This window comes from Bradyrhizobium sp. JHI2711, assembly GCF_056156565.1.
This window is the reverse complement of record NZ_JBPZPT010000001.1, coordinates 999,581-1,026,138: the sequence shown is the minus strand read 5'-3', so window position 1 is coordinate 1,026,138 and position 26,558 is coordinate 999,581. Positions and strand designations below refer to the sequence as shown.

Below are 26,558 nucleotides of genomic sequence, written 5' to 3'. Positions count from 1 at the left end.
TGCACACAACGAAACAGCCGGCAAAACTATCATGTTGCTTCGTCTCTGCGCCGCAGCGTTCGTGTCCCTTCTGACGATCAACTCCGTTCAGGCGCAGGTCCGCTCACCTTCCAGGCTACCCGATCCGCGTGGCGAATTCGTGCGCCAGTGTGCGCCGCACATGCTCGGGCGCTGGCAGCATCCGGAAGCGGTCTGCGGCTGCCTGCACGATCACGCCGCCGCGGCCGTCGAGGATCGCGATCTGCGCGAAGCGCTGCTGCGCGGCATCAGCGAGACCGGCGTGCCCACCATCGAGACAGATTGGGTACCGGCCTCCAAGCACAGCGAGATCGGCCCGACCTTCACCAAGATCGCCAAACCGACCCTGCAGTGCATGTTCGATCCGGCGAAATAGTCCTGGATCCTTACTTCGTTTTCGGTCCGTGCCGGGGCACGCAGGAACTCGTGCGCGAGACTCCCTTGTCGGTCATCTTCGCGCCGCGCACTTCCCTGAGCTGACCGGCGGGGCAGGTTCCGTCATCCACGAGCACGCGCTGGCCGAGCTTCAGATCGCCGATGTCCTGCTCACGTCCGACTGTGGCAGCGCGTGCCGTCGAGACAAGCGCGATGGAGATCAGCAGCGAGAGGCAGGTCGCGTGGCGCAGCAGCATGATGTGAGGTCCCGGAATCGATGCCGCAATCTAGGGAGCGGCGGGCGATTCTGATAGTGAAGCTTCGTCAGGCCCGGCGGGCCGGTTTTCCTTTTGCGGCCAAGGCTGCGCGCGATTCCCTCGCGAGACGTTCCGCGGACGCCACGAGCTGCGGCACGGGATGTCCGGAAAATCCCAGCACGAAGCCGGGCAGGGGACGCCCGCGCGAATAGGTGTCGGCCAATAGCCAGCCTTCGGCGCCAGCCGCCTGCTTGGCCAGCGCCGCCACCGCCGGATCGACGGCAGGATCGAACCGGGCGACAAGATGCAGGCCTTGTGAGGGCACCGGCACCGAAAGCGCGCCACGGGATGCGATTTCCAGCCTCTCGGCGAGCACGTCGCGCGCCTCGCGATAGAGTTTCCGCACGCGCTTCAGATTCGCCGCGAAGGCGCCGGAATTGAGCATGTCCGCCACCGCGCCCTCCATCAGCGTGCCGGGAAAGCGGTCGAGCGCCGCCCGCGCCGCCGTCACCTCCGCGATCAGGCGTTCGGGCAGGGCGCAATAGCCGATGCGCAGGCCCGGAAACAGCGTCTTGGCAAAGGTGCCGAGATAGATCACGCGCTGGAGCCGATCGATGCCGGCGAGCGACATCAGCGGCGCGCCGTCATAGCGGAACTCGCTGTCGTAATCGTCCTCGAGCACGAATGCGCCGGCCTGTTTGGCCCAGTCCAGAAGCTCGAGCCGTCGCGGCATCGACATCTGCACGCCAAGCGGAAACTGGTGCGACGGCGTAACGTAGGCCGCGCGCGCGGACGGCGCCGCGATGCGGCCTTTGGCGACGCGCATCCCGTGCTCGTCCACCGGGACGGGCACGGCGCGATAACCGCAATGGGCGATGGTTCTTCGCGCGGCGGGATAGCCCGGGTCCTCGCACCAGACCTGGTCGCTGGATTTCAGGATCGCGCTCAGCACGATGCGCAGCGCGTGCAGCGTGCCCGAGGTCAGCATGATCTGGTCGGGATCGCAACGCAGCCCCCGCGCCGACAACAGATGGTCGGCGATCGCCACGCGCAGCTCGCGGCTGCCGCGAGGGTCGCCGTAGTGCAGGTGCTCGGTTCCGAATGCGCGCATGCGGCGGCCGACGAAAGCGCGAAAGCGCTGCACGGCGCGCTCGTCGATATGGGTGCAGCCAAGCGCAAACGCGCCTTGCTTTGGCGCTTCGAGAACGACCTTCGGCTTATTCGGCTCGGCGGCGCGCTGGGGGATACGCGCCGCGACGAACGTTCCGGAGCCGACCGTCGCGTCGGCAAAGCCGTCGGCGATCAGGCGCTCATAGGCGGTGACGACGGCGTTGCGGCGGAAGCCGGTCTGCCTGGCCAGCGTCCGCGATGGCGGCAGCGGCTCGCCCGGCCGGACCAGGCCGGAGACGATCATCTCGCACAGTGCCTGATACAGCCGGTGCGCGGCAGAAGCGCCGGCCGTGACGTGAGGGCCGGTGAGGTCGAGCGGAAGCTCGGGCTTGGTTCGGGACGACGAATTGGTCGGAATTTTTTGCATGGAATTGGAACTATCGCAGACCAAATGCGCCGCTACAACTGCTCCGGATTTCTTCCATCCGAGCAGGAGCGGCCGTGAGCCAGACCGAGACCTCGAATTCCTATCCGACATCGGCACGCAACCAGGTGAAGCGCCGGCACGACCGCGGCTTCTATGATCACGACACGGTTCATCGCATCCTGGATTCTTCGATGCTGTGCCACGTCTCCTACGCAATCGACGGCCAGCCCTATTGCACGCCGACCTTCTTCTGGCGCGAGGGCACCAGGCTGTACTGGCACGGATCGAGCGCCAGCCGCATGCTACGCAACCAGAGCAAGGGCGAGCGCGTCTGCCTGACGGTCGCCCATCTCGACAGCCTCGTGCTGGCACGCTGCGGCTTCAACCATTCCGCCGACTACCGCGCCGTGATGGCGTTCGGCACAGCCTATCTCGTCACCGACCCCGATGAGAAGGAGCGGGCGGTGATCGCGATGGTCGATCGCTTCTTCCCGGATCGCACCGCCGGCCTGCGACAGAGCACCACGCAGGAAATCAAGGCGACGTCCTTCATCGCAATGGAAATCGAGGAAGCCTCGGCCAAGATCCGCGCCAAGGGCGTCGCCGACGACGACGAGGACTATGCGCTGCCGGTCTATGCGGAGCGCATTCCGGTCCGCACCGTGCTCGGCGCCCCCGAACCGTGCCCGCGCCTGCTCGATGGTGTGAGTCGGCCTGCGACTCTTAACGGCTATTCCGAAGGCCGGCTGCTCGAAGATGCATTGCGGGATGCATATTTTCTGGAGTACCCGAACGGCTGAAATCGGCTAGTTTGCGCGCTCCCTGGGACCATTGGAATGTCTGGAGACGCCCGAATGAATGCCGAAACGCAGCAGAGGATTCTTGACGCCGTCGACAGCGGCTTCGAGGCTCAGCTTGCAACCACCCGCGATTTCGTCGCGATCCCTTCGACCCGCGGGGCGGAGGGACCATGCCAGGACATGATCGGCGATCTCCTGCGCGAACGTGGCTACGAGGTCGACGACTGGCATATCGACGTCGAGGATTTGAAGGATCTGCGCGGCTTCGGTCCGATCGAGCACGACTTCTCGAAGGCGCGATCCGTGGTGGGAACTTACCGTCCGAGAACCAATGGCGGCAAGTCGCTGATCCTGCAAGGGCACTGCGATGTGGTGCCGGCCGGTCCGCTGGAATTGTGGGAAACGCCGCCATTCGCGCCGGTCATCAAGGACGGCAAGATGTTCGGCCGCGGTGCCTGCGACATGAAGTCCGGGACGATCGGTGCGCTCTATGCGCTGGACGCGATCAAGGCCGCGGGCTTCAGGCCGACGGCGCGGATCCATTTCCAATCGGTGATCGAGGAGGAGAGCACCGGTGTCGGCGCACTCTCGACGCTGCAACGCGGCTATCGCGCGGACGCCTGCTTCATTCCGGAGCCGACCGGCGGCAAGATGGTGCGCTCCCAGGTCGGCGTGATCTGGTTCCGCCTCCGCGTGAAGGGGCATCCGACCCACGTTGCCTTCGCAGGCTCCGGCGCGAACGCGATCATGGCGGCATATCACCTGATCCAGGCGCTGCAAAAGCTCGAGATCGAATGGAACGAGCGGGCCAAGGCCGACCGTCACTTCAAGACGCTCGACCATCCCGTCAACTTCAACGCCGGCATCATCAAGGGCGGCGACTGGGCCTCGAGCGTGCCGGCCTGGTGCGATGTCGACTGCCGGATTGCGGTGTTGCCGGGCTGGTCGATCGCCGATCACCAGAAGGAGATCATGGCTTGCGTCGCCGCCGCTTCGCGCAACCACCGCTTCCTCGCCAACAATCCGCCGCAGGTCGAATGGTCCGGCTTCCTGTCGGAAGGCTATGAGCTGACCAACGCCGCGGAGCCCGAGGCTGCGTTCGGTAAGGCCTTCAACAGGGTCTATGGCGGTACGCCAGAGGACCTCGTCTTCACGGCGCTGACCGACACGCGCTTCTACGGCCTCAACCACGGCATCCCGAGTCTGTGTTTTGGTGCCAGCGGAGGCGAGATGCACGGCTTCAACGAGTTCGTCGACCTGGAGTCATTGAAGAAGGCGACCAAGGCGATGGCGCTGTTCATCGCGGAATGGTGCGGCGTGGAGAAGGCGTAGCGGTCTCCCCATCGCCACTGCGGTAGGGTGGGCAAAGGCGCACTTGCGCCATGCCCACCACCTTTCTCTCGGATGAACCAAGATGGTGGGCACGCTCCGCTTTGCCCACCCTGCGACAGCTCAGCTCGTAGCGGTCGCTGCCCAATCCACCGGCTCCCTCAATCCTTTAAGCTTAAAAGAAAGACTAGGATGCCGCCCTGACCGGTGGCAGACTGGCGTTCGGTTCGTCGGACGAGTCCTCGGGAGCAACGATGCGCGATTGGGATGACGCTTACGCCAATTCGGCCCACATCCCGGGCTCGGACAAGCTGCCGGCTCTGTGGGCGGAGCGGGCGGCGGCCTACCGCGCCGGGCTGAAGGAATTTCGCCCCGACATCGCCTACGGCGCCGGCGAGCGCCAGAGGCTCGATCTGATCCTGCCTGACGGCGACAGCATGGGTCTCGTCGTCTTCGTCCATGGCGGCTACTGGATGCGCTTCGACAAATCGACCTGGACCGATCTCGCCGAAGGTGCGCGGCACCATGGCTGGACGGTGGCGCTGCCGAGCTACACGCTGGCACCAGCTGCCCGCATCTCCGATATCACTGCGGAGATCACCGCCGCGATCGCCAAAGCGGCATCGCTCGTCTCGGGGCCGATCCGGCTCGCCGGCCATTCCGCCGGCGGCCATCTCGTCACGCGCATGCTGTGCGACGACAGCCGGCTCGAGTCCGCCGTCTACAACCGCATCGCCGGTACGCTCTCGATCAGCGGCCTGCACGACTTGCGTCCGCTCCTGAAGACGGGGATGAACGAGACGCTGCGCATGACGATGGAGGAGGCGACGCTGGAAAGCGCGGCGCTGCATCTGCCACGAGGGCGTTCGCCAGTGACGGCCTGGGTCGGCGGCAGCGAGCGGCCCGAATTCATCCGCCAGTCCGATCTGATGGCGAACATCTGGACCGGCTTCGACGTGCCGACGCACCTCGTCGTCGAGCCCGGCCTCAACCATTTCACGGTGATCGACGGGCTCAAGGATCCGTCGTCACAGATCACCGCGCGCCTGATCGGCCTCGATGAATGAGGCCAGGGACGATCGATCGAGAGGGCCAGCCATGACGTCCAGCGATTACGATCCCACAAGCGAAGGCGCCGAGACCGATTTCACCCGGCGCATGTCCTACGGTGATTATCTCGCGCTGGACGCGATCCTCGGTGCGCAGCATCCGCTGTCGGAGGCGCATGACGAGATGCTGTTCATCATCCAGCATCAGACCACGGAACTGTGGATGCGGCTCGCCATCCACGAGCTCGCGGCTGCGCGCCGTGCGATCTCACGGGATGAGGTGCAACCCGCGATGAAGATGCTGGCCCGGATGTCGCGTATCTTCGAGCAGCTGAACGGGGCCTGGGACGTGCTGCGCACAATGACGCCCAGCGAGTATACCCGCTTCCGCTCGCAACTCGGACAATCCTCGGGCTTTCAGTCGCGGCAATACCGGCTGATCGAATTTCTGCTCGGCAACCGCAACCACGCCATGCTGAAGCCGCACGCGCACGATGCGGAGACGATCAAGCTGCTCGAAGCCGAGCTCGGGACGCCGAGCCTCTATGACGAGGTGCTGCGGCTTGCCGACCGCAACGGGCTCAAGATGCCTGCTGCGGTGCTGGCGCGCGACGTTCGCGAAACCCACAGCTTCAACGAAGGCGTGCTGCAGGCCTGGCGTATCGTCTACGAGGCGCCGGAAACCCACTGGATGCTCTACGAACTGGCCGAGAAGCTGGTCGATTTCGAGGACTATTTCCGGCGCTGGCGCTTCAACCACGTCACCACGGTCGAGCGCGTCATCGGCTTTAAGCGTGGCACCGGCGGCACTGGCGGCGTCAGCTATCTCAAGCGCATGCTCGAGGTCGAACTGTTTCCCGAACTCTGGCGCGTGCGTACGATTCTGTAGGGATGTCCATGACCCGGCTTCGCGTCTACGACGATACCAGAGCCTTGTTCCATTTGCCTGACGGCGTGATCTATCTCGACGGCAACTCGCTGGGTGCGCTGCCGCTGGGCGTTGCCGAGCGTGTCGACCGCGTGATCACCGAGGAATGGGGCAACGAGCTGATCCGCGCCTGGAATAGTGCAGGCTGGTATGTGCAGCCGCGCCATGTCGGCGACCGCATCGCACGGTTGATCGGCGCGGAGGCCGGCTCGGTCATGGTCGGCGACACGCTGTCGCTCAAGGTCTATCAGGCGCTAGCTGCCGCGCTAGACATGAGCGTCTCGCGCAAGGTGATCCTGTCGGATACCGGTAACTTCCCGACTGACCTATACATGGCCGAAGGCCTGATCGCGACGCTCGGACGGGGCCATCAATTGCGCCTGGTAGCACCGGAGGAGATCGAGGACGCATTGTCTGAGGAGATCGCCGTTCTGTACATCACCGAGGTCGACTACCGCACCGGCCGCCGCCACGACATGGCGAAGTTGACAGCGAAAGCGCATGCGCTCGGCATCGTCACGGTCTGGGATCTCGCCCATTCCGCCGGCGCGCTGCCGGTCGATCTCGCCGGGAGCGGCGCCGATTTCGCCGCGGGGTGCACCTACAAATATCTCAACGCCGGCCCCGGCGCGCCGGCCTTCCTCTATGTCGCACCGCGCCATGCCGACGGCTCGCGCGCCGCGCTGTCGGGGTGGATGGGCCACGCAAAACCGTTTGCTTTCGAGCTTGCCTATGCGTCCGCGGGCGGCGTCGAGCGCATGCGCGTCGGCACCCCGCCGGTGCTCGCCATGGCGGCGTTGGAGGCCTCGCTCGATATCTGGGACAAGGTCGATATCAAGGAGGTTCGTGCGCGTTCGCTGGCGCTGGGCGATCTCCTGATCGGTGAAGTCGAGCGCCGTTGTCCGCAACTCAAGCTCGTGACGCCGCGCGACCATGAGCGGCGCGGCTCGCAAGTCTCCTTCGCCTTCGCCGGCGGCTACGCCGCGATGCAGGCCCTGATCGCCCGCGGTGTCGTCGGCGACTTTCGCGCGCCCGACATCATGCGCTTCGGCCTCACGCCGCTGTACATCGGCGAGAGCGAGATCGTGCGGGCCGCGGAGATCGTCGAAGAGGTGATTTCAGGGGAGGTGTGGCGACGGCCGGAGTATCAGGTAGTGCATGCAGTGACGTGAGGGTGGTCTCGTGCCCCGGACGCAGTGCAGCGCTTCCCGGCTCTGCGCGCCGATGTCAGCATCGCCATTACCTCGGACGTCATTGCTTTGCGGCTTGAAGCAATTCACGTTGAGCCAACAAGAAGTTGGGAGGAGATCCGATGACGCCGCTCGAGAAACTTAAAGCGATGAAGATGCCGTTCGCCGAACTCAAGGGCGTCGAATTTGTCGAGGCGGAGAAGGACCGCGTGGTGGCGCGGATGACGGTCCGGCCCGAACTCTGCACGCTTCACCACACCATCCACGGCGGGGCCGTGATGGCGCTGGCCGATTCCGTCGGCGCGGCAGCGACCGTGATCAATCTGCCCGAGGACGCCAAGGGTACGACCACGCTGGAGAGCAAGACCAATTTCATCGGTGGGGCCAAGGAGGGGGCCACGGTCATCGCCACCGCCACCCCGGTGCACAGGGGTCGGCGGACCCAGGTCTGGACCACCAGATTGGAAACCGAGGACGGCAAATTGGTTGCGGTGGTGACCCAGACCCAGCTGGTCCTGTGAAACTATGGGACTTTGATTTTATTAACGAATTGGTCGCTTCGGTGCCCGAAACTTGGGCAGGTCTCCGTCTTGAAAATCATGGTGCGATGCACAATATAGGAGGCCTAGGGATTCGAACGCCTCCTCGAGGGAACACCAAGAGGAGTTCTGACGTGGTACTTGAAGACGCCGTCCGTACCGTTCCCGGCTATGTGCGGACCCTGATCCAGCAGGAAGAATTGCCGCTCCTGCGCGATCACCTGCTGAGGCTTGATGCCGGCAGCCGGCACGACCGTTTCAACGGCTTTCTCGACGACAGCTTCATCGAGCGCTACGCCGCCCGCTGTGCCGAGGACGGCACCGTCATCGTTGCCTATATCGTCGAAGGCGTGGTGCGCGGCGCGGCCGAGCTGCACCCGCCGGAGGACGGTTCCTTGCCGGAGGTCGCCTTCAGCGTGGAAGCCTCCGCGCGCCGCCAGGGCGTCGGCACCGTGCTGTTCCGCCGCCTGATCGCAGAGGCCCGCTGGAAGGGCTACAAGCAGCTGCGCATCACGACGGGCGCGGACAATCATGCGATGCGGGCGCTCGCCAGGAAGTTCGGGGCCCATCTGGCTTTCCGCCATGGTGAATCGACCGGCACGATCGACCTCGCCAAGACGCCCGAGGCCGAGCTTGCCGATCTCGCGGCCTCGCCGTTCACGGCCGGGCGCGCGCTTCTCAGCTTCAACAGCACGTGCTGGAAGCTGATCTCGAGCATGTACGGCAATCGCGCCGCATAACCGGGAAATTGCGGACAGGAATCAAAAAGCGGACCGGCCAGGCCGGTCCGCTTTCGTGTTCGGTGCGATGAAAGGAATGCTCAGCTGCGCGTGCCGGCGCCGAAGCGGCGGACGACGCGGCGTTCGACCACGACGGAGCGCTGCGCGCCCTGTTCGCCGGCGATCACGCGGGTGGCGGTGATGCGGCTGTTGGAGCGGGCCTGCTTCTTCACCTCGGCCTGGACGACGTCGAGCGGCATCCCCATCAAGGCTGCGGCGATCTCGGCCTGCTGCGCCTGGTCGTCTGTGATGCCGACAGCGGCGAAGATCGCCTCGTCCAGGGTCGGGGGATCGTGGCGGACGCGCCGCGTGCCATATTTGGTATTCCAGTCTGCGCTCATAACGGCCTCATCTTGATGCCGGATACCTAGTGCCGCCAATGTTGCATTGCAATATGAAATCGGTGCGGCATCTCAGCTATGCACCGGTCTGGTGTCACAGCGGTGACGCAGCACCTGCGCCGACCTCCACCCGTTGCTGAGGCCAACGTTTCAGGGCGGCGTGTCCAGCTTCGGTGAGCCGGTAGATTCCCCGCTCCGTGCGTTCGAACCAGCCATACACATTGTTAAGCAAGATCTTGCCGGCATCGGGGCAGCGTTCGCGCAGCTCGCGCACCGGCTTCGGCCCTTCGGCAAGAGCCGACGCGCAGGCCAGCGCCTGCTGGCGATAGGCCGTCATGATCGGCGCGCGGGTGCTGCCGCCGAGCACGGGGTCGCCCTGGCGGCGCTGATGCTCGGCGACGAGACGCGAGCGCACCTTCGGCTCGCGGCGCGGCGCCGCGGTCGGCGGCTTCACCAGCACTTCGACCTGGCCGCGATCGGTCACGCCGAGCATGCCGAAGCCGAGGCGGCGGCAGAGATTGCGATAGCGTGCGTCGCTCTCGCGTCCCTTGCCCCGCGCGGACATCTTCGCTGCGATCCAGACCTCGTCACCGGCCGGCGCGCGATCGACCGCCTGCAGGATCAGCTCGAGATTAAAGGCAAGCTTGAGCTCGCCGATCACCACCACTGGCGGATCGCCCGCGCTGAGGCCGACGAGATCGCAACCACCGATCTCGCCCTTGACCGTGAAGCCGAGCTCTTCGAGGAAGCGTTTGACGGGCAGGTAAAGCGCGGTTTCCAAGGGACGTCCGATCGGAGAATCAGTTGCAGCCAGTCTAGAGCGTTCTCGGCCCCGATTGAATCGGAGCCGGTGCCTCTAACGTTTTGATCGGAACGCGACTACACCCGGCCACCGACCGGGATCAGGGCGCCCGTGACGCCGCTCGCGGCATCGCTGGCGAGGAACAGGATGACTTCGGCGAGCTCCTGCGGCGTCACCCATTTGGAAAAGTCGGCTTTCGGCATGTCGGCGCGGTTGGCCGCGGTGTCGATGATCGAGGGCAGCACCGCGTTGACGGTAACCTTGCCCTTCCACTCGTTTGCGAGGGCCTCGGTCAGGCGATGCACGCCGGCTTTCGACGCGGCATAGGGGCCCATCCCGTTGCCGGCCTGCAGTGCGCCCATGGCGCCGATATTGACGATGCGGCCGGCCTTGGACTTGGCAAGGTGCGGCAACGCCGCACGCGAGGCGTTGAGCGCGGTCAGCACGTTCAGCGCATGCATGCGCTGCCACGTCGCGATATCGCCGTCGCCGACGGTCTCGAAGGCAAAGCCGCCGGCGATGTTGATCAATGCGTCGAGCCGGCCGAAATGCTTTGCCGCCGCATCGACGGCCGTTCTCGCCTGCGCTGGGTCGGACAGGTCAACGCCCCCGATGTCGATGTGGTCAGCGCTTGCGGCGGTTTGCGGAGGTGCGTGATCGATGCCGGCCACGCGCGCGCCGCGTACCAGCGCCGTTTCTGCGACCACCTTGCCGAGCGCGCCGCGTGCGCCCGTCACGATCAAGATCTTGCCTTGCATGATCGTTCTCCCGGCACAGCCGCCCTATGCTTGCAGATAGCGCGCCTTCAGCGCGTCTCGCTCTGCCGTGCCGAGCTTGAGCCCGTCGCGCAAATAGGTTTCGAGATCGCCATATTCGCTGCCGACCGCTTCAAAAGCGGCCGCAAGGTACGAGGCCTCGACGCTGCCGATCGCGTCGAGGACGTCGGCGGGCAGATCGAAGACGTTCGACGGGTCGCGCTTGTAGTGCCGGTTGGTCAAGAGATAATCCTCGGCGATGACCTCGTCCGCCACGCCGAGCGCATGCAGGATCAGCGCGCTGGCGAAGCCGGTGCGGTCCTTGCCGGCGGTGCAGTGAATCACGAGCGGCGCGCGATCTTCCAGCAAATGACCGAACAGCGCGCGGAAGCTGTGCGTGTTGTGGCGCACATAATTGCGATAGGACTCGCGCATGAGCTCGAGCGCCACGGCCGCGGTCAGCGTGCCCTTCGCGAGCTCGGCGCGCAGCCCGGCCACGACGGTCGGTTCGATCGGCAGCGAATGCACCGTGATCTCGTCCACGACGCAGATGCCGGCCGCGCGCTCCTCCAGGCCACGGAAATCGAACGCGCTGCGCACGCCAAGCGCGCGGACGACCTCGATGTCGGCAGCAGTGAGCTGGCCGAGATGGTTGGAGCGGAAGATGTGCCGCCAGCGTGTGGTGCGGCCATCAATGGTCGGGTAGCCGCCGAGGTCGCGGAAATTGCTCGCACCCTGAAGGGCGAGATGGCGGGCGGGGGAGTCCTTCAGGGAGGAGTCTTGCATGGGATCAGCTTGGGTTATGGTTCCACCGGATGCACGTTTGGCGTCCTTGCGGTCTATTACAGGGGGCGATCATGGGCCGGCACAAGGCCATTGTTTTGACGGTCAGCATGCTGGCGGGCGCAATGCTCGGTGCGCGGCAGGCCGATGCGCAGACCTTCCAAACCTACCGCTGCGCCGATGGTACGCAGTTCATCCTGGGCTTTTATGACCACGACAAGCGGGCCTTCGTCCAGATCGATGGCCAGCCGGTTGCGCTCGCCAAGCGGCTGGCGGTTTCGGGGATGCGCTATTCGGGGGCGGGAGTCACGCTGAGGATTCCCAAGACCGGGCCCGCTACGGTCAAACACCTGAAGCGGCCGGTTACGGCCTGCGCGGTGGTCGACAAGCCCGGGATCTAGGCGCGGGCGCACCTGGAACTAAAAAGGGCCGAAACGCCGTTGTTTCGACCCTTTTCAAACTGCCGCCGGCCGCTTGCGAAAGCCCGGCACTGTCAGACCAGCAGCTGGCATCAGCGTTCCCATTTGGGCTTGGCTTCGTCGACCGCATCCTGGTGATACCAGCTGTCGCTGCAGATCGAGACGTTCGCGGGCAGCGAAGCCTGATCGGCGGGAAGGCGGGCCTCGCCATAGCGGCGTCCGGCGAGGGCCGCACGGCCGCCGACGGGGAATTGGTAGATCTTTGCAGATCCGTGACTCAGACCATTGTTCATCATTGCGATTCTCCTTGGTCGAAGCGCCTTGGCCTCCATGGTGCGCCCGACTCGTTCGATTGTGGTTACTGGAATCCCCATATCGGCCGCTCATCCCCGATTGGAAAGTGCTGAAAAGGAAATCAGTTTCCGCTCAATTTGTAGGCAGGAAGCCTTCTGCATCCTCCAAGGCACGCTACCGCTGACCAACGCGTGGGCCATTCCGAAGGTTGCTGAGGAGGGGTGGGGGAGTTTGCGAAAGTTACCGGACGTTGATGCGCGTTTCATCGGCAATGCGCGGTCGGCGTCCGCTGCTTCTAAATCGGGCGTTTTCCGCCGGATTTTTGCAGTGCAGCTTCGGGCCGAGGTGCGCGGCTATGACGCACGGTGCCGTGGAGGGCCCGTCTGTGGCGAAGAGGAGCCGGAAGCGGTGGAAAACCGCCCGTACTGCGGCCTTTTGGCACGCGAAATGCTTGGGAAAGGCTGGCCGATGATGGCCGGGTACAAACGTGCGGGGGCCCTCCCGGGCCCCCAACCTTTCGCATCATCTACAGAGAGGCTCAATGACCAAGTACAAGCTCGAGTACATCTGGCTCGACGGATATACGCCGACTCCGAACTTGCGCGGCAAAACTCAGATCAAGGAATTCGCGTCGTTCCCGACGCTCGAGCAGCTTCCGCTCTGGGGCTTCGACGGCTCCTCCACCCAGCAGGCCGAAGGCCACAGCTCCGATTGCGTGCTGAAGCCGGTCGCGGTGTTTCCGGACGGTGCGCGCACCAACGGCGTGCTGGTGATGTGCGAAGTCATGATGCCCGATGGCAAGACCCCGCATCCGTCCAACAAGCGCGCCACCATCCTGGACGATTCCGGCGCCTGGTTCGGCTTCGAGCAGGAATACTTCTTCTACAAGGACGGCCGTCCGCTCGGCTTCCCGACCGCCGGCTATCCCGCGCCGCAAGGCCCGTACTACACCGGCGTCGGCTACTCGAACGTCGGCGACGTCGCCCGCAAGATCGTCGAAGAGCATCTCGACCTGTGCTTGGCTGCCGGCATCAACCATGAAGGCATCAACGCGGAAGTCGCCAAGGGCCAGTGGGAATTCCAGATCTTCGGCAAGGGCTCCAAGACCGCTGCCGACCAGATGTGGATGGCCCGCTACCTGATGCTGCGCCTCACCGAGAAGTACGGCATCGACATCGAATTCCACTGCAAGCCGCTCGGCGACACCGACTGGAACGGCTCGGGCATGCACGCCAACTTCTCGACCGCCTATATGCGTGAAGTCGGCGGCAAGGAGTATTTCGAGGCGCTGATGGCCGCCTTCGAGAAGAACCTGATGGACCACATCGCCGTCTACGGCCCGGACAACGACAAGCGTCTGACCGGCAAGCACGAGACCGCGCCGTGGAACAAGTTCAGCTACGGCGTTGCCGATCGCGGCGCCTCGATCCGCGTTCCGCACTCCTTCGTCAACAACGGCTACAAGGGCTATCTGGAAGACCGCCGTCCGAACTCGCAAGGCGACCCCTACCAGATCGCTTCGCAGATCCTGAAGACGATCTCGTCCGTGCCGACCGACAAGAAGGCCGCGGCCTAAGATCCTCCCGGCCCGGGCTGGGGGCTGGCCCGGGTTGGCATTCAATCCGCCGGAGCGAAGGCTCCGGCGGATTTTTGCATTTTGATGACAACCGTTCCTGTGCCTGCCGACCCGGGCGCCGCGAAACTTGTCCATCGCCGCCGAAAGCGGGATAGAGTGCATCCGGATGCGCGCAGGGCCGGGGACACGGCTGGTGATTGAAGGCTTCTACAAAGTGAGATTTCAGCTCGGCGATACCGTCGGCCGAAGCGTGATGCATGCCGGCGAAGGCAAGATGCTCGGCGGCAATTCGGCCTTCGCCCATATCGGCAGCTACGAGAAGACGGGCAGCGGCGTCGACATCGTGATCAAGACCGTCCGCCATAATCCCGATCCGAGCTACCGCGCCATGGCCGGCACCGACGATGCAACCCTGATCGCGAAGGGCTGGGCCGACGGCGATCTCTATCGCTTCAAAGGCGAGCTCAAGGAGCTGCCGGGCGTTCCGTTTCAGTCGCTGATGACGCCGATCACTGACGAGGAGGTGCCGATCGCCGGCGGCGTCGGCGAAGCCGGCATCAGCGACGGTCTCTACTCCATCCATTTGCGCATGCTCGACGGCCTCGACGGCGGACTCACCGGCGTGATGCTGCTGAACCAGGGCCGCATCCTCGGCGGCGATGCGGCTTTCTATTATCTCGGCAGCTACACCGCCGCGAAGGGACGCTGGAAGGGCCAGATCCTCAACCAGGAGCACACGCCGGCCAAGGACGATCCGATCTTCGGCGGCCACGAGGTCGGCATCGGCTTCTCCGGCAGCTATGACGCGGAGCAGGCGGTGCTGGAGGCAACCGCGCTGGCCGGCAAGCGGAGCTTGCGCCTGACCGCAGCGCTCAAGCTGATGCATCGCGCCTGAGCCACCCATCGCAGACGCGAACCGACTTGAGCCTTGAATTTGCCGGGCCACAGACGCAACGTGACGATCATGCGGACTTTCCTCCTTGCCATGCTCTTTGCGCTCGCCGCGCCCCTGACGGCGCAGGCGCAATCGGCCGACCTCGTGTTGTGTGACCGTCTCGCCGCCGATCCCAGCGATCCCGACAAGCCGGCTGACGTGAAGGGCGTAACCGACATCGCGGCGTCCGACGTCGCGACAGCGATCAAATTCTGCAAGCAGGCGGCAAATTCCTCGCGGCGTGCGATGTTCGCACTCGGCCGCGCCTATGCGGCCAACCGGCAGACCGCAGAGGCGATCGCGGCCTGGCGCAAGGCGGCCGACAAGGGATCGAGTGCGGCCATGGTCGAGCTCGGTGTTACCTACGCCACCGGCTCGGGCGTCGCCAAGGACGAGGCGCAGGCGCGTAAGCTTTTCGAGAAGGCGGCGCAGGCCGGCAACCCGCGCGGCGTCAGCAATCTCGCAGCGCTCGGTGGCGCAGGTGGCGCCGCGCCGGCCGATCCCGCCCAAGCCCGTGCGCTGCTCGGCAAGGCCGCCGAGACCAATGCGGAAGCGCAGTACCAGCTCGGCCTGATGTTGTCTGAAGGCGATGGCGGCGCAAAGGACGATGTCGCGGCGCGCGCGCTGTTCGAGAAGGCGGCGGCGCAAAACCATCCAGGCGCGCTGGAGCGGATGGGCGCCTTCGCGCAGGAGGGGCGCGGCGGTGCGAAGGACAAGGACGCCGCAAAGGCCTACTACGAGCGCGCTGCCGCGCTCGGCGACGAGGATGCCAAGAAGGCGCTGGAGCGCATTCGCTGTCCCTATGCGATCAAGGACAAGCAGGGCAGGCTGGTCACCACGCTGTGCTTCTAAAGCGCGATGCGATCAGGATGAATCGTCATCGCGCTTTAGCCTATTGTTTGAGCATGATCTTTTCGGAAAACCGCTTCACACTTTTCCGGATCATGCTCTAGTTCACTTCATGTAGTAGGCGAGATCGTTGCGGGCATCGCGGTAGGTGGTCTCGAGATAATGCGGATATTTCCGCGCGGCCTGTTTCACCGCGCGCGCCACGCAATCCTCGAAATCGCCGTTCCAGTCGAAGTGCTTGTTGTAGGCGTCTTCGAATTTGACCGCCGTGATGATGGCTTGCCGGATCGCCTGATCGTCGGCGCGCGGATGAGCGCGCTTCACATAGCCGAACATCGGCCCTTCATGGGCGTGGGCGCGTTCATGGCGGTACTGGATGATGAATTCCTCCGGCGAGAAGGTGCGATTGACCCGGACCTCTTCGGCGGTGGGGCGGCCCGCGATGGCCTCCAGGCGGTAGCGTTGGCGCCAGAGCGCGTAGGCGGCATCGAGCAGCGGCTGCTTCGCGGCGCCGGCGATGATCGCGCTGAGCTCGTCCTCGGCTGATTGCGTGTCCATGCGCGATTGGTCGTGCGTCCGTGGGAGCAGGTTCGAGCCTGGCGCCGATCGGCTGAGGGAGCTTTTTTCGGAGACCGGCAAACAAACCTCCAAAACAACCCCATGCACAGTACCCAAGTCCCTGAAATCATTGACTGCGGGTTTTACGAAGTGAAGTTTTGACCCGTCGGGCAAAACAGGAGCATAATGGCATCATGGCGGGCGGAGGTCCCCGGGGTGGCGATGCGCGGAAAAGCCGGTGGCTTCGCTGTGGCGTCGATGCTAGGTAGCCCGCAATTCATTCTCAATTTGCAGGTTCAGGACGTTGCTGGACGGGCTCTACAAGGTTGAATACGGCGTCAACGATGGGTTCGGCTGCAGCATCATGTGCCTGCACGACGGAAGGATGCTGGGCGGCAATTCTGGCTTCGCGCATCTCGGTACCTATGTCGAGCGCGACGGCGAGATCATCGCCCAGGTCATCACCGAGCGGCACAACCTCGACCCCAGCTACAAGCCGCTGATGGGCGCCGACGTCGCCTCGATCGGAGCGCGTGGCCGGCTCTACGGCAACCAGATCCGTCTCGAGGGCGGCGCGGACACCATGCCAGGCGCAAGGTTCTGGGCCAATCTCACGCGCCTCGACGACGAAGGCTTGCCGCCGAGCGGAACGGTCGGACCGGGCGGCATCGCCAACGGGCTCTATGGGATGGGCTTGCGCGCTCTCGACGGCGTCGATGCCGGACTGTCCGGCGTGATGCTGCTGATCGACGGGCGCATCCTCGGCGGCGATGCGTTCTTCTACTATCTCGGCGCCTATTCCTCGGCGGATGGGCGCTGGAAGGGCGAGATGCTGAACCAGGAGCACACCCCTGCGAAAGGCGAGAACCCCGTGTTCGGCGGCCTCGAGGTCGGCATCGGATTCTCCGGGACCTGCACCGAAGACAGCGGCGAGCTCGAAGGCATCGCGCTTGCGGGGAAGCGAAGCCTGCGGCTTGCGGCCTCGCTCAGGCTGATGCGACGGGCGTAGGACGCACATTCATTGGCTCAGGTGCCCGCTTCGTGAGCTGAAGCAGACCTCAGGCCTCGTCCGAATGTCAGCAAGTTCGCGGGAGTCTCCAATCAAACCCGCTCGCGGTCCTTCTTCAGCAACGTGATAATGCGAATCGCGTGAGACGGGGAGGCCGGACCTATTTAAGCAGCCATGGCAAATTGCCGCTGCACGCCGCCGCCTCAGCGCACTGATTCTGCGGAGATATTTCAGAAACGACAAGCTGCGTTTCAATTCCGGCGAGCCAGTTCTGCAGACTTAAGGCAACGTTGCCAGCTAGTATTTGGAGCACTGGAATTCTCGATGCGTCGTCCTCAGTTCATCGCCGAACATGCGCGGAATGCCCGCGGCCTCCTCGGCCGACTCATTGCCTTCTTAATGGCGCGCGAGACCTGGGGCCAGAATTTGCGCGTGATGGATGCGCTTGGCATTGAGCAGAACGATGAGGTGCTCGATATCGGATGCGGTCATGGTCGCAGCCTGATGGAATTAGCGGCGAGAGCTCCGCGGGGCCACATCGTCGGGCTGGACCTCTCCGAGCTGATGATTGAGATCGCTGCGCAACGGAACCGGTCGCTCATCGAAGCCGCTCGCGTGGAGTTGGTCCTCTCGACCGCGGAATCGCTGCCCTTTCCGGACGGCGTGTTCGACAAGGTCCAGTGCGTCCACGTGCTCTATTTCTGGAAGGATATCGAGACGTCGCTGCGCGAGATCGCGCGTGTGCTGAAGCCCGGTGGCCGTCTCGGACTGCTGTTCCGGACGAATGCAGACCCGAAAGCGATCGCGTCGTTCCCACCGGAAATCTACACATTTCCCGCGCTGGCCGACGTATCCGCAGCGCTCCAACGCGTCGGTATGGATGTCCACCTCGCGGAGGATAGCGCGAACCAACCGGCTCTTGTGCTGGCGACAAAGCGGTAGGTGAAGCGATCAAGCCATCGCAATCGGGGCTTGGCCTGTCTCGGCGCCTATTCCTCGGCGGATGGGTGCTGGAAGGGCGAGATCCTGAACCAGGAGCACACGCCGGCAAAAGGCGAGAACCCCGTGTTCGGCAGCCTCGAGGTCGGCATCCTCTTCTCCGGGACCTGCACGGAGGACAGCGGCGAGCTCGAAGGCATCACGCTCGCGGGAAAGCGGAGCTTGCGGCTTGCGGCCTCGCTCAAGCTGATGCGAAGGGCGTAAGTTGCCGATAATTCCGTCGCATCTGTTCCGAAGGCGACATTCAAGTCGCGCATCTGGATGTCAGCGGCCGGTGCCCCAGGTTTTTTCCAGAAACGCGAAGATTCGTCGTTGCGCCTCGCGGGTTGCGCTTAGGTCGTATCGGTAGATCACTTTAGTGCCACGAAAATCGATCTTTGAGAACCCGTTCAGGTGCTGACAGTCCCAACAATGCGTAGCATTCGGGACGGTGTACCACTCAACGGGCGCACCGGCGTTCTTTGCCGCTTGAAGTTTGGGAATACATTCTTCCGGCGGCGTTTCGGTATCCTTATCGCCCATCAAGACCAGAGTAGGACGGTCAATCTTGGTCTGAACGATTTCATATGGAGAGCCTGCTTTGGGTTGGATTGAGAAGCAACCCGGATACACCGCCACAGCTGCTGTAAATGCTTCACTGCCTGGCGCAGCTGCTCGCCAATTGCTGCTGCTGCCCAGCAGCGCGACCATTGCACCCCAGGAAAACCCTACATGGGCGACTCGTTGCTTGTCGACGAATGGAAAGGCTCGTAGGTGATCAGCAGCCTGAAGAGCATCGCGTACTCCGCGCGGAAAGTTAACGCCCTTCTTCGCTTCCAAACACACCATATCGACATCGCGAGGTCCCAGGGAATCTATCAAAAGCACTACAAAGCCTTGCTGAACCGCAGCTTGCGCCCAGGCGCCCATCGACCTGTTCGGGCCGCCTTTGGTGCGCAGACCGCCGCATTGGTGGTGCAGGACCATAGCAGGAAACGGTCCGGCTCCCTTCGGTTTGAGCAAGATCATACGTGAACCGTCTGCTGGGCTAGCAGACGGCGAATCGGGAAACGTCAGATCCTTTGCGCCTGTAGCGGCAGCCAACAACCCCTGAGCGCTGGCATTATGTGGATTCAGCCAAACAACGGCAGCAATCACGCCGAGCCACTTGGCGAGCGTACGTACTCTCTTGCGGTGAGATTGAATGAAATAATCCATGTTCGCTGGGTTCAAAAATTCCGCCGCCTCATGCCCATTTCCCCTGCTCGAACCGACATCATAGCGGGGCAGACTAGCGCTTCGATAGGGGCTGAAAGTGCTCGCGCATTCAGATGACGCCCGGCCATGTCGGCCTTGGGTCGAAATGCGAAGGAACTCAGGTTGAGCAAATCTTGTCCACTCTACCGCCATAAGCGGACCTCCGACAGATGTGTCGCAACTTCGCAGATCGGCCATAACCGGAAGTGCCACCCTATTCGATCACGTCGTCGGCGCGAGCAAGTAGTGTAGGTGGGACCGTGAGACCCAGCTCCTTGGCTACCTTAAGATTGATCACCAACTCGTATTTGGTTGGCTGCTCAACCGGCAATTCAGAAGGTTTATTACCTTTCAAGATTTTATCGACATAGCCGCCAGCACGACGAAACAAATCGGGGTAATCGGGACCGTATGAAATCAATCCAGCAGGGGTGGCAAATTGTCGGCTGAGATAAATCGCCGGTAGGCGATGCTTCGCCGCCAACGCCGCAACTTGCGGAGCATTGCGCAGGGTCAAAGGATCACCAAAAGGAACGATTGCATCTGGTTGCTGTGCTGCGGCTGCGGCAAAGGCGGTGTCCAGTTCCTCGGCAGTCGCCGCCTCCACAATCACGAAATTCAAGCCTAATTTCCTGGCTGCTTGGGGCAACTCCTCGGCCAATACGAACTTGTGGATGGCATTGCCCGGGTTGGCTACCACAGCGATTTTCGAGGCAGTAGGAACCAGCTCGCGCAATATTTCGATCTGTTTGCTGATGAACTGACCCGGCACGAAAGTCGCGAGACCTGTGATGTTGCCGCCCGGACGCGCAAGGTTATTGACGAGGCCGATCCTGATGGGATCGGCCACACCCACGAATACGATCGGTACGCTGGCGGTTGCCGATTTCAGGGCTACAGCTGCCTGTGGGTTGCCGGCCATAAGAACATCGGCACCAACAGCGACCAGTTCTGCTGCCATAGCAGGCAAGCGATCCTGGGATCGGGCAAATCGGTACTCAAAGGTCAGATTTTTTCCCTCAACCCAGCCGTGGTTTCGCAAGCCGTCGAGCCATGCGCTCTGCCAAGCGGGTGGCAGCTCATTGACAAAGAGCAAGCCTATGCGGCGGCGGATCTCTTGCGCTACCGCTGGTGAAAGTAGCAACGCCGCAGTAGCGGCAATGAACTCTCTCCGCTTCATCCGGCACCCACCAGGATGACAGATCAACGTAGTTACATTTTGTCGCCGGTCCATGCGGCCGAATGTCCGTTTCGGGTAAAATCCGCGGTCCGACCGCTCTGCGTCCGGTCCGGTTTCTCTCCGAGAGCAGCCGTCGCGGCAGTTCATGGGCAGTTTGGCTGGAGGGCCAATGAGCTGACATTCGACGCAAATGCGCACCGGTCCGCTCACGGCGGCGGAAAGGCTCCTGCTATTGGCCCGACGACGTCGCGGCTGGCTGCCGGTCGATGGGATCGAACGAAAATGAAACGGGACGCCGCGGGTATATCCGCTTCGGAGCGACCATCCTGGCCGATGAGTATCAATCCGGCACCGCCATTTGCCACATTCAGAATGATCGGCTCGCCGTTCCATGTCTTGATCGGGTCCATTCCGATGATGAGAAATTCGCCGATAGGCTGGTCGAAATATTGGAGACGCAATTGCGGGCCGACTTCGGCCGCAGCGAGTTCGAGGCCGAACTGCTGGGCGCGTGCGTAAACGTTAGCCAAAGTCACGGTATCGGACGTGAATCCAAGCTGCGCAGGCGATAGATCGAGAAGCTCCACATATGTCTTCCGAGAGCTAACGGTGAACGTCGGCCTAGCAAGGATTTCAGCGGCCTGACCACCGACATTGCAGCCCTTGCTATCGAGTTCGTTGCGCAAGGCAAGAGAGTCAGCGAAGGTACCTATTGTGATCGTTTTCCATGTCGCAACGTCGCGCGCGGACTTAATAGGCTGTTGCGACGCCGGGGCCGAGCGCGTCTTGAGCTTCAGCTTGTTTTGCAACACGTCGCGCGCCGCGCATTGAGCGGACGCGGTGCTCGCAAAGGAAACGACGCAGGCCGCCGAGAGTATGTAAGCCAAAACGGTGAGGCAAACTCGGTTTGAATGGTTATTACCTGCCGCGCACCGGGCTCGGCTTGTGAAAATACACATGGCAAATGACTTTTCTAAAAATGTTTGGACCGAAAAAGCCCATTCCGGCAGCGGACGCTGCGCCACCGTTTCGACGCGATGGCTTTCCCTTATCCGGCTTCTTCCGACCGTACTCCGTTTAACTAAGACAGCATGTGAACCAGCTCACAGCCTCCTTCGACGCGTGCAGTCGCGCTTACATCACCGGCGCCGAACTTGTGATCAACGGCGGCTACCTGGCGCAATAGCCCGCTGCCACGGCGGCACGCGCGCTCAGGATTGCATAGCATCAGCCAGGGAAACAGGACAGGTTGGGCGCGTGGAGCTTCTGGGCAACAGCGCGCGTCCGCCGTGATGCAGCTCGATGAAAAAAGGGGTAGGGAGCACGCTTGGCAACGTCTAAAGTATCAAAGAGCCATCGCCTTGACATCATGCTCTGGCGTTCTCGTCTCCTACCGCCCCGCCTCAATCACGCTTTAGTCACCTCACCACCTGAGGAGCAGAAATTGAACCATCCCGCGCCGCCTCGCTCCTCTGGTTGCCTGCTGGCCCTGATCATCCTCGCATCGGTGGCGGCCCCGGTGCCGGCGCACGCGCATGTCAAATGGTTTGCGCCCTATATTGTCGGAGCGCCACCACAGTCGATCGGGGCCACGTTGACCAATGTATGGTTCTGGACCGGCATTGCGCTCGTGCTGGCATTCTTCCTCGCGTCACGAGCCATCGAGAAGTCGAGCGCCGGCGAGACGATCCTGCTGGCTATGGATCGCATCACCGACCCTCTCTGGATGCGCCTCGACGACTTCGTGCGCGTCGTCATCGCCGCCTTCTTCGTGGCGATCTTCGCCGTCGGCGGCGTCTACCTGACGCCAGATCTCAAAACGCCGGCCGAATGGGTGTCCTGGACCCAGCTCCTGATCGCCGGGTTGATCTTCTCTCGCAAGACGCAGCCACTTGCGGCTCTCGGGATCATCGCCTTGTGGCTACTCGCGCTGCGCGACTATGATGTCTTCCATTTGCTGGACTACCTGGCGCTTGGAGTCGGTGTCGCCGCCTATCTGGTGTTGGAGGCTTCATCCAATCCGGAATGGCGCAACCATCGCTTCGAGGCGCTGCGCTGGGGCGTCGCCATCGCGCTGATGTGGTCGAGCCTCGAAAAGTTTGCCTATCCGGACTGGTTCTACCCGCTCGTGCAGGAAAAGCCCTTCTTGACCTTCGGCATGCCGCGCGACGTGTTTATCCCGATGGCGGGCGTCGCCGAATTCACGATGGGATTTGGCTTGATCTGGACGCCGCTTGTCCGCCGGCTGTCGGCCATCGCTCTTTTCATCATCTTCAACGCAGCGGTCTATCCGTTCGGGCGAACCGACCTGATCGGACACGCGCTCATCATGGCGGTCGTCGTTGCCATTGCTGCCGATCATAGTCGTGAGGTTCATTTCCTGCCCGCACTCAAGCGAAGGCTTGCCGGCGTCCCGACCGGACTTGCGGCGGCGCTAGTCATTTTCACAACGGGTTACTGGGGACTGCACATTGCGATTTATGGCCTCGAAGGAGACATCGGAACGCTGGCTGGAGAGCGGCTGACCCATACGCCGAACCCCGAACATCCGCATGGCATGCACGGCGCTGCGGCGATAGGGTTGACGGCTCCGGATGCCTACCGCGCCGCCATGGACCGCATGCACGGTCCGATGATGCGAGGCATCACCAACGCTGATCCCGATGCAGCCTTCGTGCTCGGCATGATCCCTCACCATCAAGGCGCAGTCGACATGGCCGAGATCGTCCTCAAGTTCGGCAAGGATTCTCGAAACCAGCACTTTGCTCGCGAGATCATCGACACCCAAAGGCGGGAGATCGGCGAGATGCGGACATGGCTCAGTCAGAAGAACATTCCGCAACCGTGAGGAAGGGCGATGAGCGCGACAGGCTCCGTCGTCCTGATTGGTCCCGCTTGAGCGCAACAGATGCTCGGCAGGAACAAACATCACGTCAGTAAGCAGCCAGCTCTTCTATCGATCCAAGCTCTTACGAAAGGACTGAGCAGTCCACAAACGGTGCGGCCAACCCAGCAGTTCGCTCTCTATCACGACAGGCCGGGGGTTACCCCAAGCCGACCGAGGCCAGGTAGCTTGAGCGCCGGGCGTCGGATGTCGATGCCGAGAACGGCGCCGAAGAAATTGATCTCCAGACCTTCGACCCAGCCGAGCGAGAAGCCGATGTATCCGGCAAGCGAGGCGTAGATGCCCGTGCCGGACGCCGTTACGCCGAACCATTTGCCGGTGTACGGGAAGTCCTTGCCGATCGCGGTCGGCGGCAGGACGGCCCGGAGCTCAGGGACGGAATCGAGTGCGGCCTGCACGAAGGTGTTCGAATTGGGCCCAGGCCAGACGCTGTAATCTCCATAGGATCGAAACCTGTAGTTTTCGACCACATGCCTGATCTTCGGGATCAGCGCCTCCGCGCGCTCGCCATCGACGGCCACGACGATTTCAGGCACAGCGCCGAACCATCGCCCGTCCGGAGCGAAGCCGTTGGTGCGGATCGGCTCGCCCCAGGCCGTGTAGTCGTACCTTGTGTAGGTCGGCGCATCTTTCTCCTTGACGACGATCCAGGTGTGAATCGCGAAGATGCCGCGCCATCTCACCGTTCTTGCTCCGAACACCCGGATGACGGCCTCACGGTGATCGGCCGCGGAGGTCAATAGACCCGCGCTGGACCGATCGGCCGTTTGCCAGTTCTGGCGGCCATCATCCAGCCAAAAATATTTCGCCGCCGATGCGGCAAGCGGTGCGAAGACGAGGAACAGAAAGATGAGCAACGGCTTTTTCAAGGGAGCGGTACGGCGGGGATCTTCGACAAGCATATAGTTCGAATCGATGTCGACGCCATAGCCGCCCCCGGTCGTCGGACGAGCCTGTCACCTCGGTCGGACGGGCACGAGATCGATCGAGTTGTTCCGCAACCGTCATCGGATGGAGCTTGGGCATGGACATGAAGGAAGCCGCGGCAATGACGGAAGCCTCCGGGCTGACGGACGATCAGGGCGGCATGGAGCGGACTTCAGGCCCGCGGCCGGGTTCCGGAGAGCAAGGAGGAGCTTTTGCTCCGCAGGCCCGCACGCCGTCGCCAGAGCCGGCGAAGCGATGGGCCGACCAGTTGCGCGAGGTGACAGTGAAGGCGCCGTTACGGTCCTTGCTCGTCGCTTTCCTGGCCGGAGCATGGATCGCTCGCCGCCGCTAGGAACTGTGACAAGAAGCAGCGGTTTCAGGCGCTGGCATAGGAAAGGGTGGACGATGAGGGTTCTGGTTTTGATGGCGACTGTCCTTCTGGGCACCATCTCGTTTTCCATGGCGCAAAGCTCAGGAGGCGGTTCAGGAGGTGCTTCCTCCGCTGGAGGGGCGGGCGCAACCGGTTCGGGCGGCGCTGGTGGCTCGACGCTCTCGAACGGGACGACGCTGAGCGGAACCGGCGGTTCGCCGGGGCCTAACACGCTCAATGCAAAAGGGCAGGGAACGACGGGCCAGAGACTCGGCGTGACCCCGTCCGGTCAGGAAGCCGGCGGATCTCGACCGTCTTACAACACGCCAGCCGCCGACGCCGCCATCCAGCAGCTTGGAAACACCAACACGGGTATCCTTAAGAAGTAGCGGTGATCAAGGCGGCGTGCCCACTCGCTGTGGCGGCGCTTTGGTCGACGTTCCCTCGCAGTGGACCAGGAGCAGGCATCTGTGTTGATCGGCCGCAAGGGCTGCTCACCTGCATTGCAACTCGAGCCTTTTGAATCGGCCTGTGCAATTTCGGGCCTAATTGAGAAGGTGTTGGCTTCGCAGGAAGCCAATCGCGCTTGCGACGCCGTCTTCGACGCGGATCGCTTCGCCAAGGCGGTTCGCTCGCTGCTGAATCAACGGATTTCCGGTGGCCTCTGCGATCGCGGCGGCCAGCCAATCGGCTGAAAGGTTCCTCACTCCTCTTGATCTTGGTCCGACGCCCAGATCATCGATCCGCCTTCCCCAGAATGGCTGGTCGCCAAAGAAGGGACAAATGATATTCGGCTTGCCAGCTCGAAGCGCAGCCCCCGTAGTGCCGGCCCCGCCGTGATGGACGCAGGCCGACATCAGCGGGAACAACTGCGCATGCGGTGCGCCTTGGATGAAATGGGCGTGACTGGCTCCGAGATCGCCTCGAAGAGCACCGCCGCCGACCGCTAGAACGCCGCGTTTCCCAGCCTTGGCCAATGCCTCCAGTACGAGTTTCGTCAGGGACGTCGGGTCGACACCTGGCATGCTGCCAAAGCCCACATAAACAGGCCGCTCATCGCCCTCTACGAAGCGCTGGAGTTGCGGGTCAGGCAGCCAAACGTCGTCGCCTCCCAGGAACCAGTACCCAGTCACCGCGACAGTATTCGGCCAGTCCGGCGGAACGGGCACGACATGCGGACTATAGGCGTAGAGCGTCGCGCGAGGCCGCGGCTTCTTCTCCGGCATGTTTGCGAGGTGGAGTTCGGTGGCCCGCCATTCCCCGATCATCCCGCGAAAGAGGGCGTAGGCGCTGTGAGCCATCGCGCTGTGCGTAAGTCTGTTGAGGGGGCCAAGCGAGCGGAACGGCACGAGCGGGCTCGCGAACGCTGCTGTCGGTGTGAAGCCAGGCAGGGGAGAAGCCAGAACGGCAGGGCAGGATAACTTTTCTGCGATATGCGCCGCGGCGATGGCCTTCGGGTGATAGATGATCAGTTCTGGACGAAATCGTCGGGCGGCTTGCCATTCGGCGCTGAGCTGTTTGCGGCCGATCGGCCTGAACTCCTTCAGCATCCTGAAGCCAGCCATAAATCCCGCACCGCCCGCCATTGCCGCCTTGGCTTCCGGGGTTTCCAGGAGGGCGAGATATTCACTCGGAAGATGCGCGAAAGCGATGCCGCGGCTCACGACGAACGATTCGAACTGCGAGGGCGCGGCGATCAGCACTTCGTGCCCGGCCTGCTTCAGACCGAGCGCCAAGGCGAGATAGGGTTGCACGTCGCCGCGGGTGCCTAGTGTATGGATTGCGACTCGCATGTTTCTGACCATTGAGAAATGGATTGG

At 63.1% G+C, this 26,558-nt stretch carries 30 protein-coding genes and 1 pseudogene; 18 read left to right on the top strand and 13 right to left on the bottom strand.

The window, feature by feature from the left end:
* Positions 1-31: 31 nt before the first annotated feature.
* Positions 32-394 carry a hypothetical protein gene (locus ACTEK7_RS04965; RefSeq protein WP_036022768.1) on the top strand — a complete coding sequence of 121 codons (363 nt, stop codon included), beginning with the start codon at positions 32-34 and terminating at the stop codon, positions 392-394.
* Positions 395-404: 10 nt separating this feature from the next.
* Here ACTEK7_RS04965 and ACTEK7_RS04960 read toward each other — a convergent pair whose 3' ends face one another.
* A complete protein-coding gene (locus ACTEK7_RS04960; RefSeq protein ID WP_036022769.1) occupies positions 405-650 on the bottom strand; it encodes a DUF6719 family protein in 246 nt (81 codons plus the stop codon).
* A gap of 67 nt (positions 651-717) precedes the next feature.
* On the bottom strand, positions 718-2,187 hold the full coding sequence (pdxR, locus tag ACTEK7_RS04955; protein WP_225146682.1) for a MocR-like pyridoxine biosynthesis transcription factor PdxR: 1,470 nt from the start codon (positions 2,185-2,187) through the stop codon (positions 718-720).
* Positions 2,188-2,261: 74 nt separating this feature from the next.
* Between pdxR and ACTEK7_RS04950 the strand changes: the two genes are divergently transcribed.
* The 7 genes from ACTEK7_RS04950 (at position 2,262) to ACTEK7_RS04920 (ending at position 8,762) form a co-directional block, all read left to right on the top strand.
* Positions 2,262-2,987 carry a pyridoxamine 5'-phosphate oxidase family protein gene (locus ACTEK7_RS04950; RefSeq protein WP_225146683.1) on the top strand — a complete coding sequence of 242 codons (726 nt, stop codon included), beginning with the start codon at positions 2,262-2,264 and terminating at the stop codon, positions 2,985-2,987.
* Positions 2,988-3,041: 54 nt separating this feature from the next.
* The gene (locus ACTEK7_RS04945; protein ID WP_036000410.1) at positions 3,042-4,319 is read left to right on the top strand and encodes an ArgE/DapE family deacylase; all 1,278 of its coding nucleotides are present in this window, start codon (positions 3,042-3,044) and stop codon (positions 4,317-4,319) included.
* Positions 4,320-4,570: 251 nt separating this feature from the next.
* Complete coding sequence (locus ACTEK7_RS04940) at positions 4,571-5,383, top strand: alpha/beta hydrolase (RefSeq protein ID WP_225146684.1); 813 nt, start codon at positions 4,571-4,573, stop codon at positions 5,381-5,383.
* Positions 5,384-5,414: 31 nt separating this feature from the next.
* Positions 5,415-6,254 carry a tryptophan 2,3-dioxygenase gene (gene kynA, locus ACTEK7_RS04935; protein ID WP_036022774.1) on the top strand — a complete coding sequence of 280 codons (840 nt, stop codon included), beginning with the start codon at positions 5,415-5,417 and terminating at the stop codon, positions 6,252-6,254.
* An 8-nt stretch (positions 6,255-6,262) separates the two neighbouring features.
* On the top strand, positions 6,263-7,465 hold the full coding sequence (gene kynU / locus ACTEK7_RS04930) for a kynureninase (protein WP_225146685.1): 1,203 nt from the start codon (positions 6,263-6,265) through the stop codon (positions 7,463-7,465).
* Positions 7,466-7,605: 140 nt separating this feature from the next.
* Positions 7,606-8,004 (top strand): PaaI family thioesterase, encoded by a 399-nt coding sequence (locus ACTEK7_RS04925; RefSeq protein WP_036000401.1) that lies wholly within the window; start codon positions 7,606-7,608, stop codon positions 8,002-8,004.
* A 152-nt stretch (positions 8,005-8,156) separates the two neighbouring features.
* Positions 8,157-8,762 (top strand): GNAT family N-acetyltransferase, encoded by a 606-nt coding sequence (locus ACTEK7_RS04920; RefSeq protein ID WP_109143965.1) that lies wholly within the window; start codon positions 8,157-8,159, stop codon positions 8,760-8,762.
* An 80-nt stretch (positions 8,763-8,842) separates the two neighbouring features.
* Here ACTEK7_RS04920 and ACTEK7_RS04915 read toward each other — a convergent pair whose 3' ends face one another.
* The 4 genes from ACTEK7_RS04915 to ACTEK7_RS04900 form a co-directional block, all read right to left on the bottom strand.
* The gene (locus tag ACTEK7_RS04915; protein ID WP_036000395.1) at positions 8,843-9,142 is read right to left on the bottom strand and encodes a hypothetical protein; all 300 of its coding nucleotides are present in this window, start codon (positions 9,140-9,142) and stop codon (positions 8,843-8,845) included.
* A 94-nt stretch (positions 9,143-9,236) separates the two neighbouring features.
* On the bottom strand, positions 9,237-9,923 hold the full coding sequence (locus ACTEK7_RS04910) for a DUF2161 domain-containing phosphodiesterase (protein WP_057029000.1): 687 nt from the start codon (positions 9,921-9,923) through the stop codon (positions 9,237-9,239).
* 98 nt (positions 9,924-10,021) lie between these two features.
* The gene (locus tag ACTEK7_RS04905; RefSeq protein WP_225146686.1) at positions 10,022-10,702 is read right to left on the bottom strand and encodes an SDR family oxidoreductase; all 681 of its coding nucleotides are present in this window, start codon (positions 10,700-10,702) and stop codon (positions 10,022-10,024) included.
* Between the two features lie 24 nt (positions 10,703-10,726).
* Positions 10,727-11,470 carry a tyrosine-protein phosphatase gene (locus ACTEK7_RS04900; RefSeq protein WP_036022792.1) on the bottom strand — a complete coding sequence of 248 codons (744 nt, stop codon included), beginning with the start codon at positions 11,468-11,470 and terminating at the stop codon, positions 10,727-10,729.
* Positions 11,471-11,556: 86 nt separating this feature from the next.
* Here ACTEK7_RS04900 and ACTEK7_RS04895 point away from each other — a divergent pair, with 86 nt between their 5' ends.
* Complete coding sequence (locus ACTEK7_RS04895) at positions 11,557-11,883, top strand: MliC family protein (RefSeq protein ID WP_225146687.1); 327 nt, start codon at positions 11,557-11,559, stop codon at positions 11,881-11,883.
* Positions 11,884-11,993: 110 nt separating this feature from the next.
* On the opposite strand, the gene ACTEK7_RS04890 is transcribed toward ACTEK7_RS04895, so the two are convergent.
* Positions 11,994-12,197, bottom strand: coding sequence for a DUF2735 domain-containing protein (locus tag ACTEK7_RS04890; protein WP_225146688.1), 204 nt, complete (start codon positions 12,195-12,197; stop codon positions 11,994-11,996).
* Positions 12,198-12,736: 539 nt separating this feature from the next.
* Between ACTEK7_RS04890 and ACTEK7_RS04885 the strand changes: the two genes are divergently transcribed.
* The 3 genes from ACTEK7_RS04885 to ACTEK7_RS04875 all read left to right on the top strand — a co-directional run bounded on the left by ACTEK7_RS04885 (position 12,737) and on the right by ACTEK7_RS04875 (position 15,557).
* Positions 12,737-13,771, top strand: a complete 1,035-nt coding sequence (locus ACTEK7_RS04885) for a glutamine synthetase beta-grasp domain-containing protein (protein ID WP_036000382.1) — start codon at positions 12,737-12,739, stop codon at positions 13,769-13,771.
* 193 nt (positions 13,772-13,964) lie between these two features.
* Positions 13,965-14,666 (top strand): GrlR family regulatory protein, encoded by a 702-nt coding sequence (locus tag ACTEK7_RS04880; RefSeq protein WP_036022782.1) that lies wholly within the window; start codon positions 13,965-13,967, stop codon positions 14,664-14,666.
* A gap of 69 nt (positions 14,667-14,735) precedes the next feature.
* Positions 14,736-15,557: a tetratricopeptide repeat protein gene (locus tag ACTEK7_RS04875; RefSeq protein WP_225146689.1), complete on the top strand. Its 822-nt coding sequence runs from the start codon at positions 14,736-14,738 to the stop codon at positions 15,555-15,557.
* A gap of 102 nt (positions 15,558-15,659) precedes the next feature.
* Here ACTEK7_RS04875 and ACTEK7_RS04870 read toward each other — a convergent pair whose 3' ends face one another.
* A complete protein-coding gene (locus ACTEK7_RS04870; protein WP_036022783.1) occupies positions 15,660-16,112 on the bottom strand; it encodes a hypothetical protein in 453 nt (150 codons plus the stop codon).
* 304 nt (positions 16,113-16,416) lie between these two features.
* Between ACTEK7_RS04870 and ACTEK7_RS04865 the strand changes: the two genes are divergently transcribed.
* The 3 genes and pseudogenes from ACTEK7_RS04865 to ACTEK7_RS04855 all read left to right on the top strand — a co-directional run.
* Positions 16,417-17,121 (top strand): hypothetical protein, encoded by a 705-nt coding sequence (locus tag ACTEK7_RS04865; RefSeq protein WP_225114126.1) that lies wholly within the window; start codon positions 16,417-16,419, stop codon positions 17,119-17,121.
* 324 nt (positions 17,122-17,445) lie between these two features.
* A complete protein-coding gene (locus tag ACTEK7_RS04860; RefSeq protein WP_225133072.1) occupies positions 17,446-18,063 on the top strand; it encodes a class I SAM-dependent methyltransferase in 618 nt (205 codons plus the stop codon).
* A gap of 39 nt (positions 18,064-18,102) precedes the next feature.
* Positions 18,103-18,324 (top strand): annotated as a pseudogene (locus ACTEK7_RS04855) (GrlR family regulatory protein); the annotation flags it as partial.
* A 60-nt stretch (positions 18,325-18,384) separates the two neighbouring features.
* On the opposite strand, the gene ACTEK7_RS04850 reads toward ACTEK7_RS04855, so the two are convergent.
* From ACTEK7_RS04850 to ACTEK7_RS04840, 3 genes are all read right to left on the bottom strand, one after another.
* Positions 18,385-19,317: a dienelactone hydrolase family protein gene (locus ACTEK7_RS04850; RefSeq protein ID WP_225146690.1), complete on the bottom strand. Its 933-nt coding sequence runs from the start codon at positions 19,315-19,317 to the stop codon at positions 18,385-18,387.
* A 253-nt stretch (positions 19,318-19,570) separates the two neighbouring features.
* Positions 19,571-20,536, bottom strand: a complete 966-nt coding sequence (locus ACTEK7_RS04845) for an ABC transporter substrate-binding protein (RefSeq protein ID WP_225114123.1) — start codon at positions 20,534-20,536, stop codon at positions 19,571-19,573.
* 206 nt (positions 20,537-20,742) lie between these two features.
* Entirely contained in the window at positions 20,743-21,561 is an 819-nt protein-coding gene (locus ACTEK7_RS04840; RefSeq protein WP_225146691.1) for a hypothetical protein, read from the bottom strand.
* A gap of 419 nt (positions 21,562-21,980) precedes the next feature.
* Here ACTEK7_RS04840 and copM point away from each other — a divergent pair, with 419 nt between their 5' ends.
* Positions 21,981-23,384, top strand: coding sequence for a CopM family metallochaperone (gene copM / locus ACTEK7_RS04835; RefSeq protein WP_225133076.1), 1,404 nt, complete (start codon positions 21,981-21,983; stop codon positions 23,382-23,384).
* A 179-nt stretch (positions 23,385-23,563) separates the two neighbouring features.
* Here the strand turns inward: copM and ACTEK7_RS04830 are convergent, their stop codons facing one another.
* Positions 23,564-24,298 (bottom strand): DUF3750 domain-containing protein, encoded by a 735-nt coding sequence (locus tag ACTEK7_RS04830; protein WP_225146692.1) that lies wholly within the window; start codon positions 24,296-24,298, stop codon positions 23,564-23,566.
* 167 nt (positions 24,299-24,465) lie between these two features.
* On the opposite strand from ACTEK7_RS04830, the gene ACTEK7_RS04825 reads away from it, so the two are divergent.
* Both ACTEK7_RS04825 and ACTEK7_RS04820 read left to right on the top strand, forming a co-directional pair.
* Entirely contained in the window at positions 24,466-24,720 is a 255-nt protein-coding gene (locus tag ACTEK7_RS04825) for a hypothetical protein (RefSeq protein WP_128261937.1), read from the top strand.
* Between the two features lie 53 nt (positions 24,721-24,773).
* Entirely contained in the window at positions 24,774-25,127 is a 354-nt protein-coding gene (locus ACTEK7_RS04820; RefSeq protein ID WP_225146693.1) for a hypothetical protein, read from the top strand.
* Positions 25,128-25,283: 156 nt separating this feature from the next.
* On the opposite strand, the gene ACTEK7_RS04815 is transcribed toward ACTEK7_RS04820, so the two are convergent.
* Positions 25,284-26,531 (bottom strand): glycosyltransferase, encoded by a 1,248-nt coding sequence (locus tag ACTEK7_RS04815; protein WP_225146694.1) that lies wholly within the window; start codon positions 26,529-26,531, stop codon positions 25,284-25,286.
* Between the last annotated feature and the right edge of the window lie 27 nt (positions 26,532-26,558).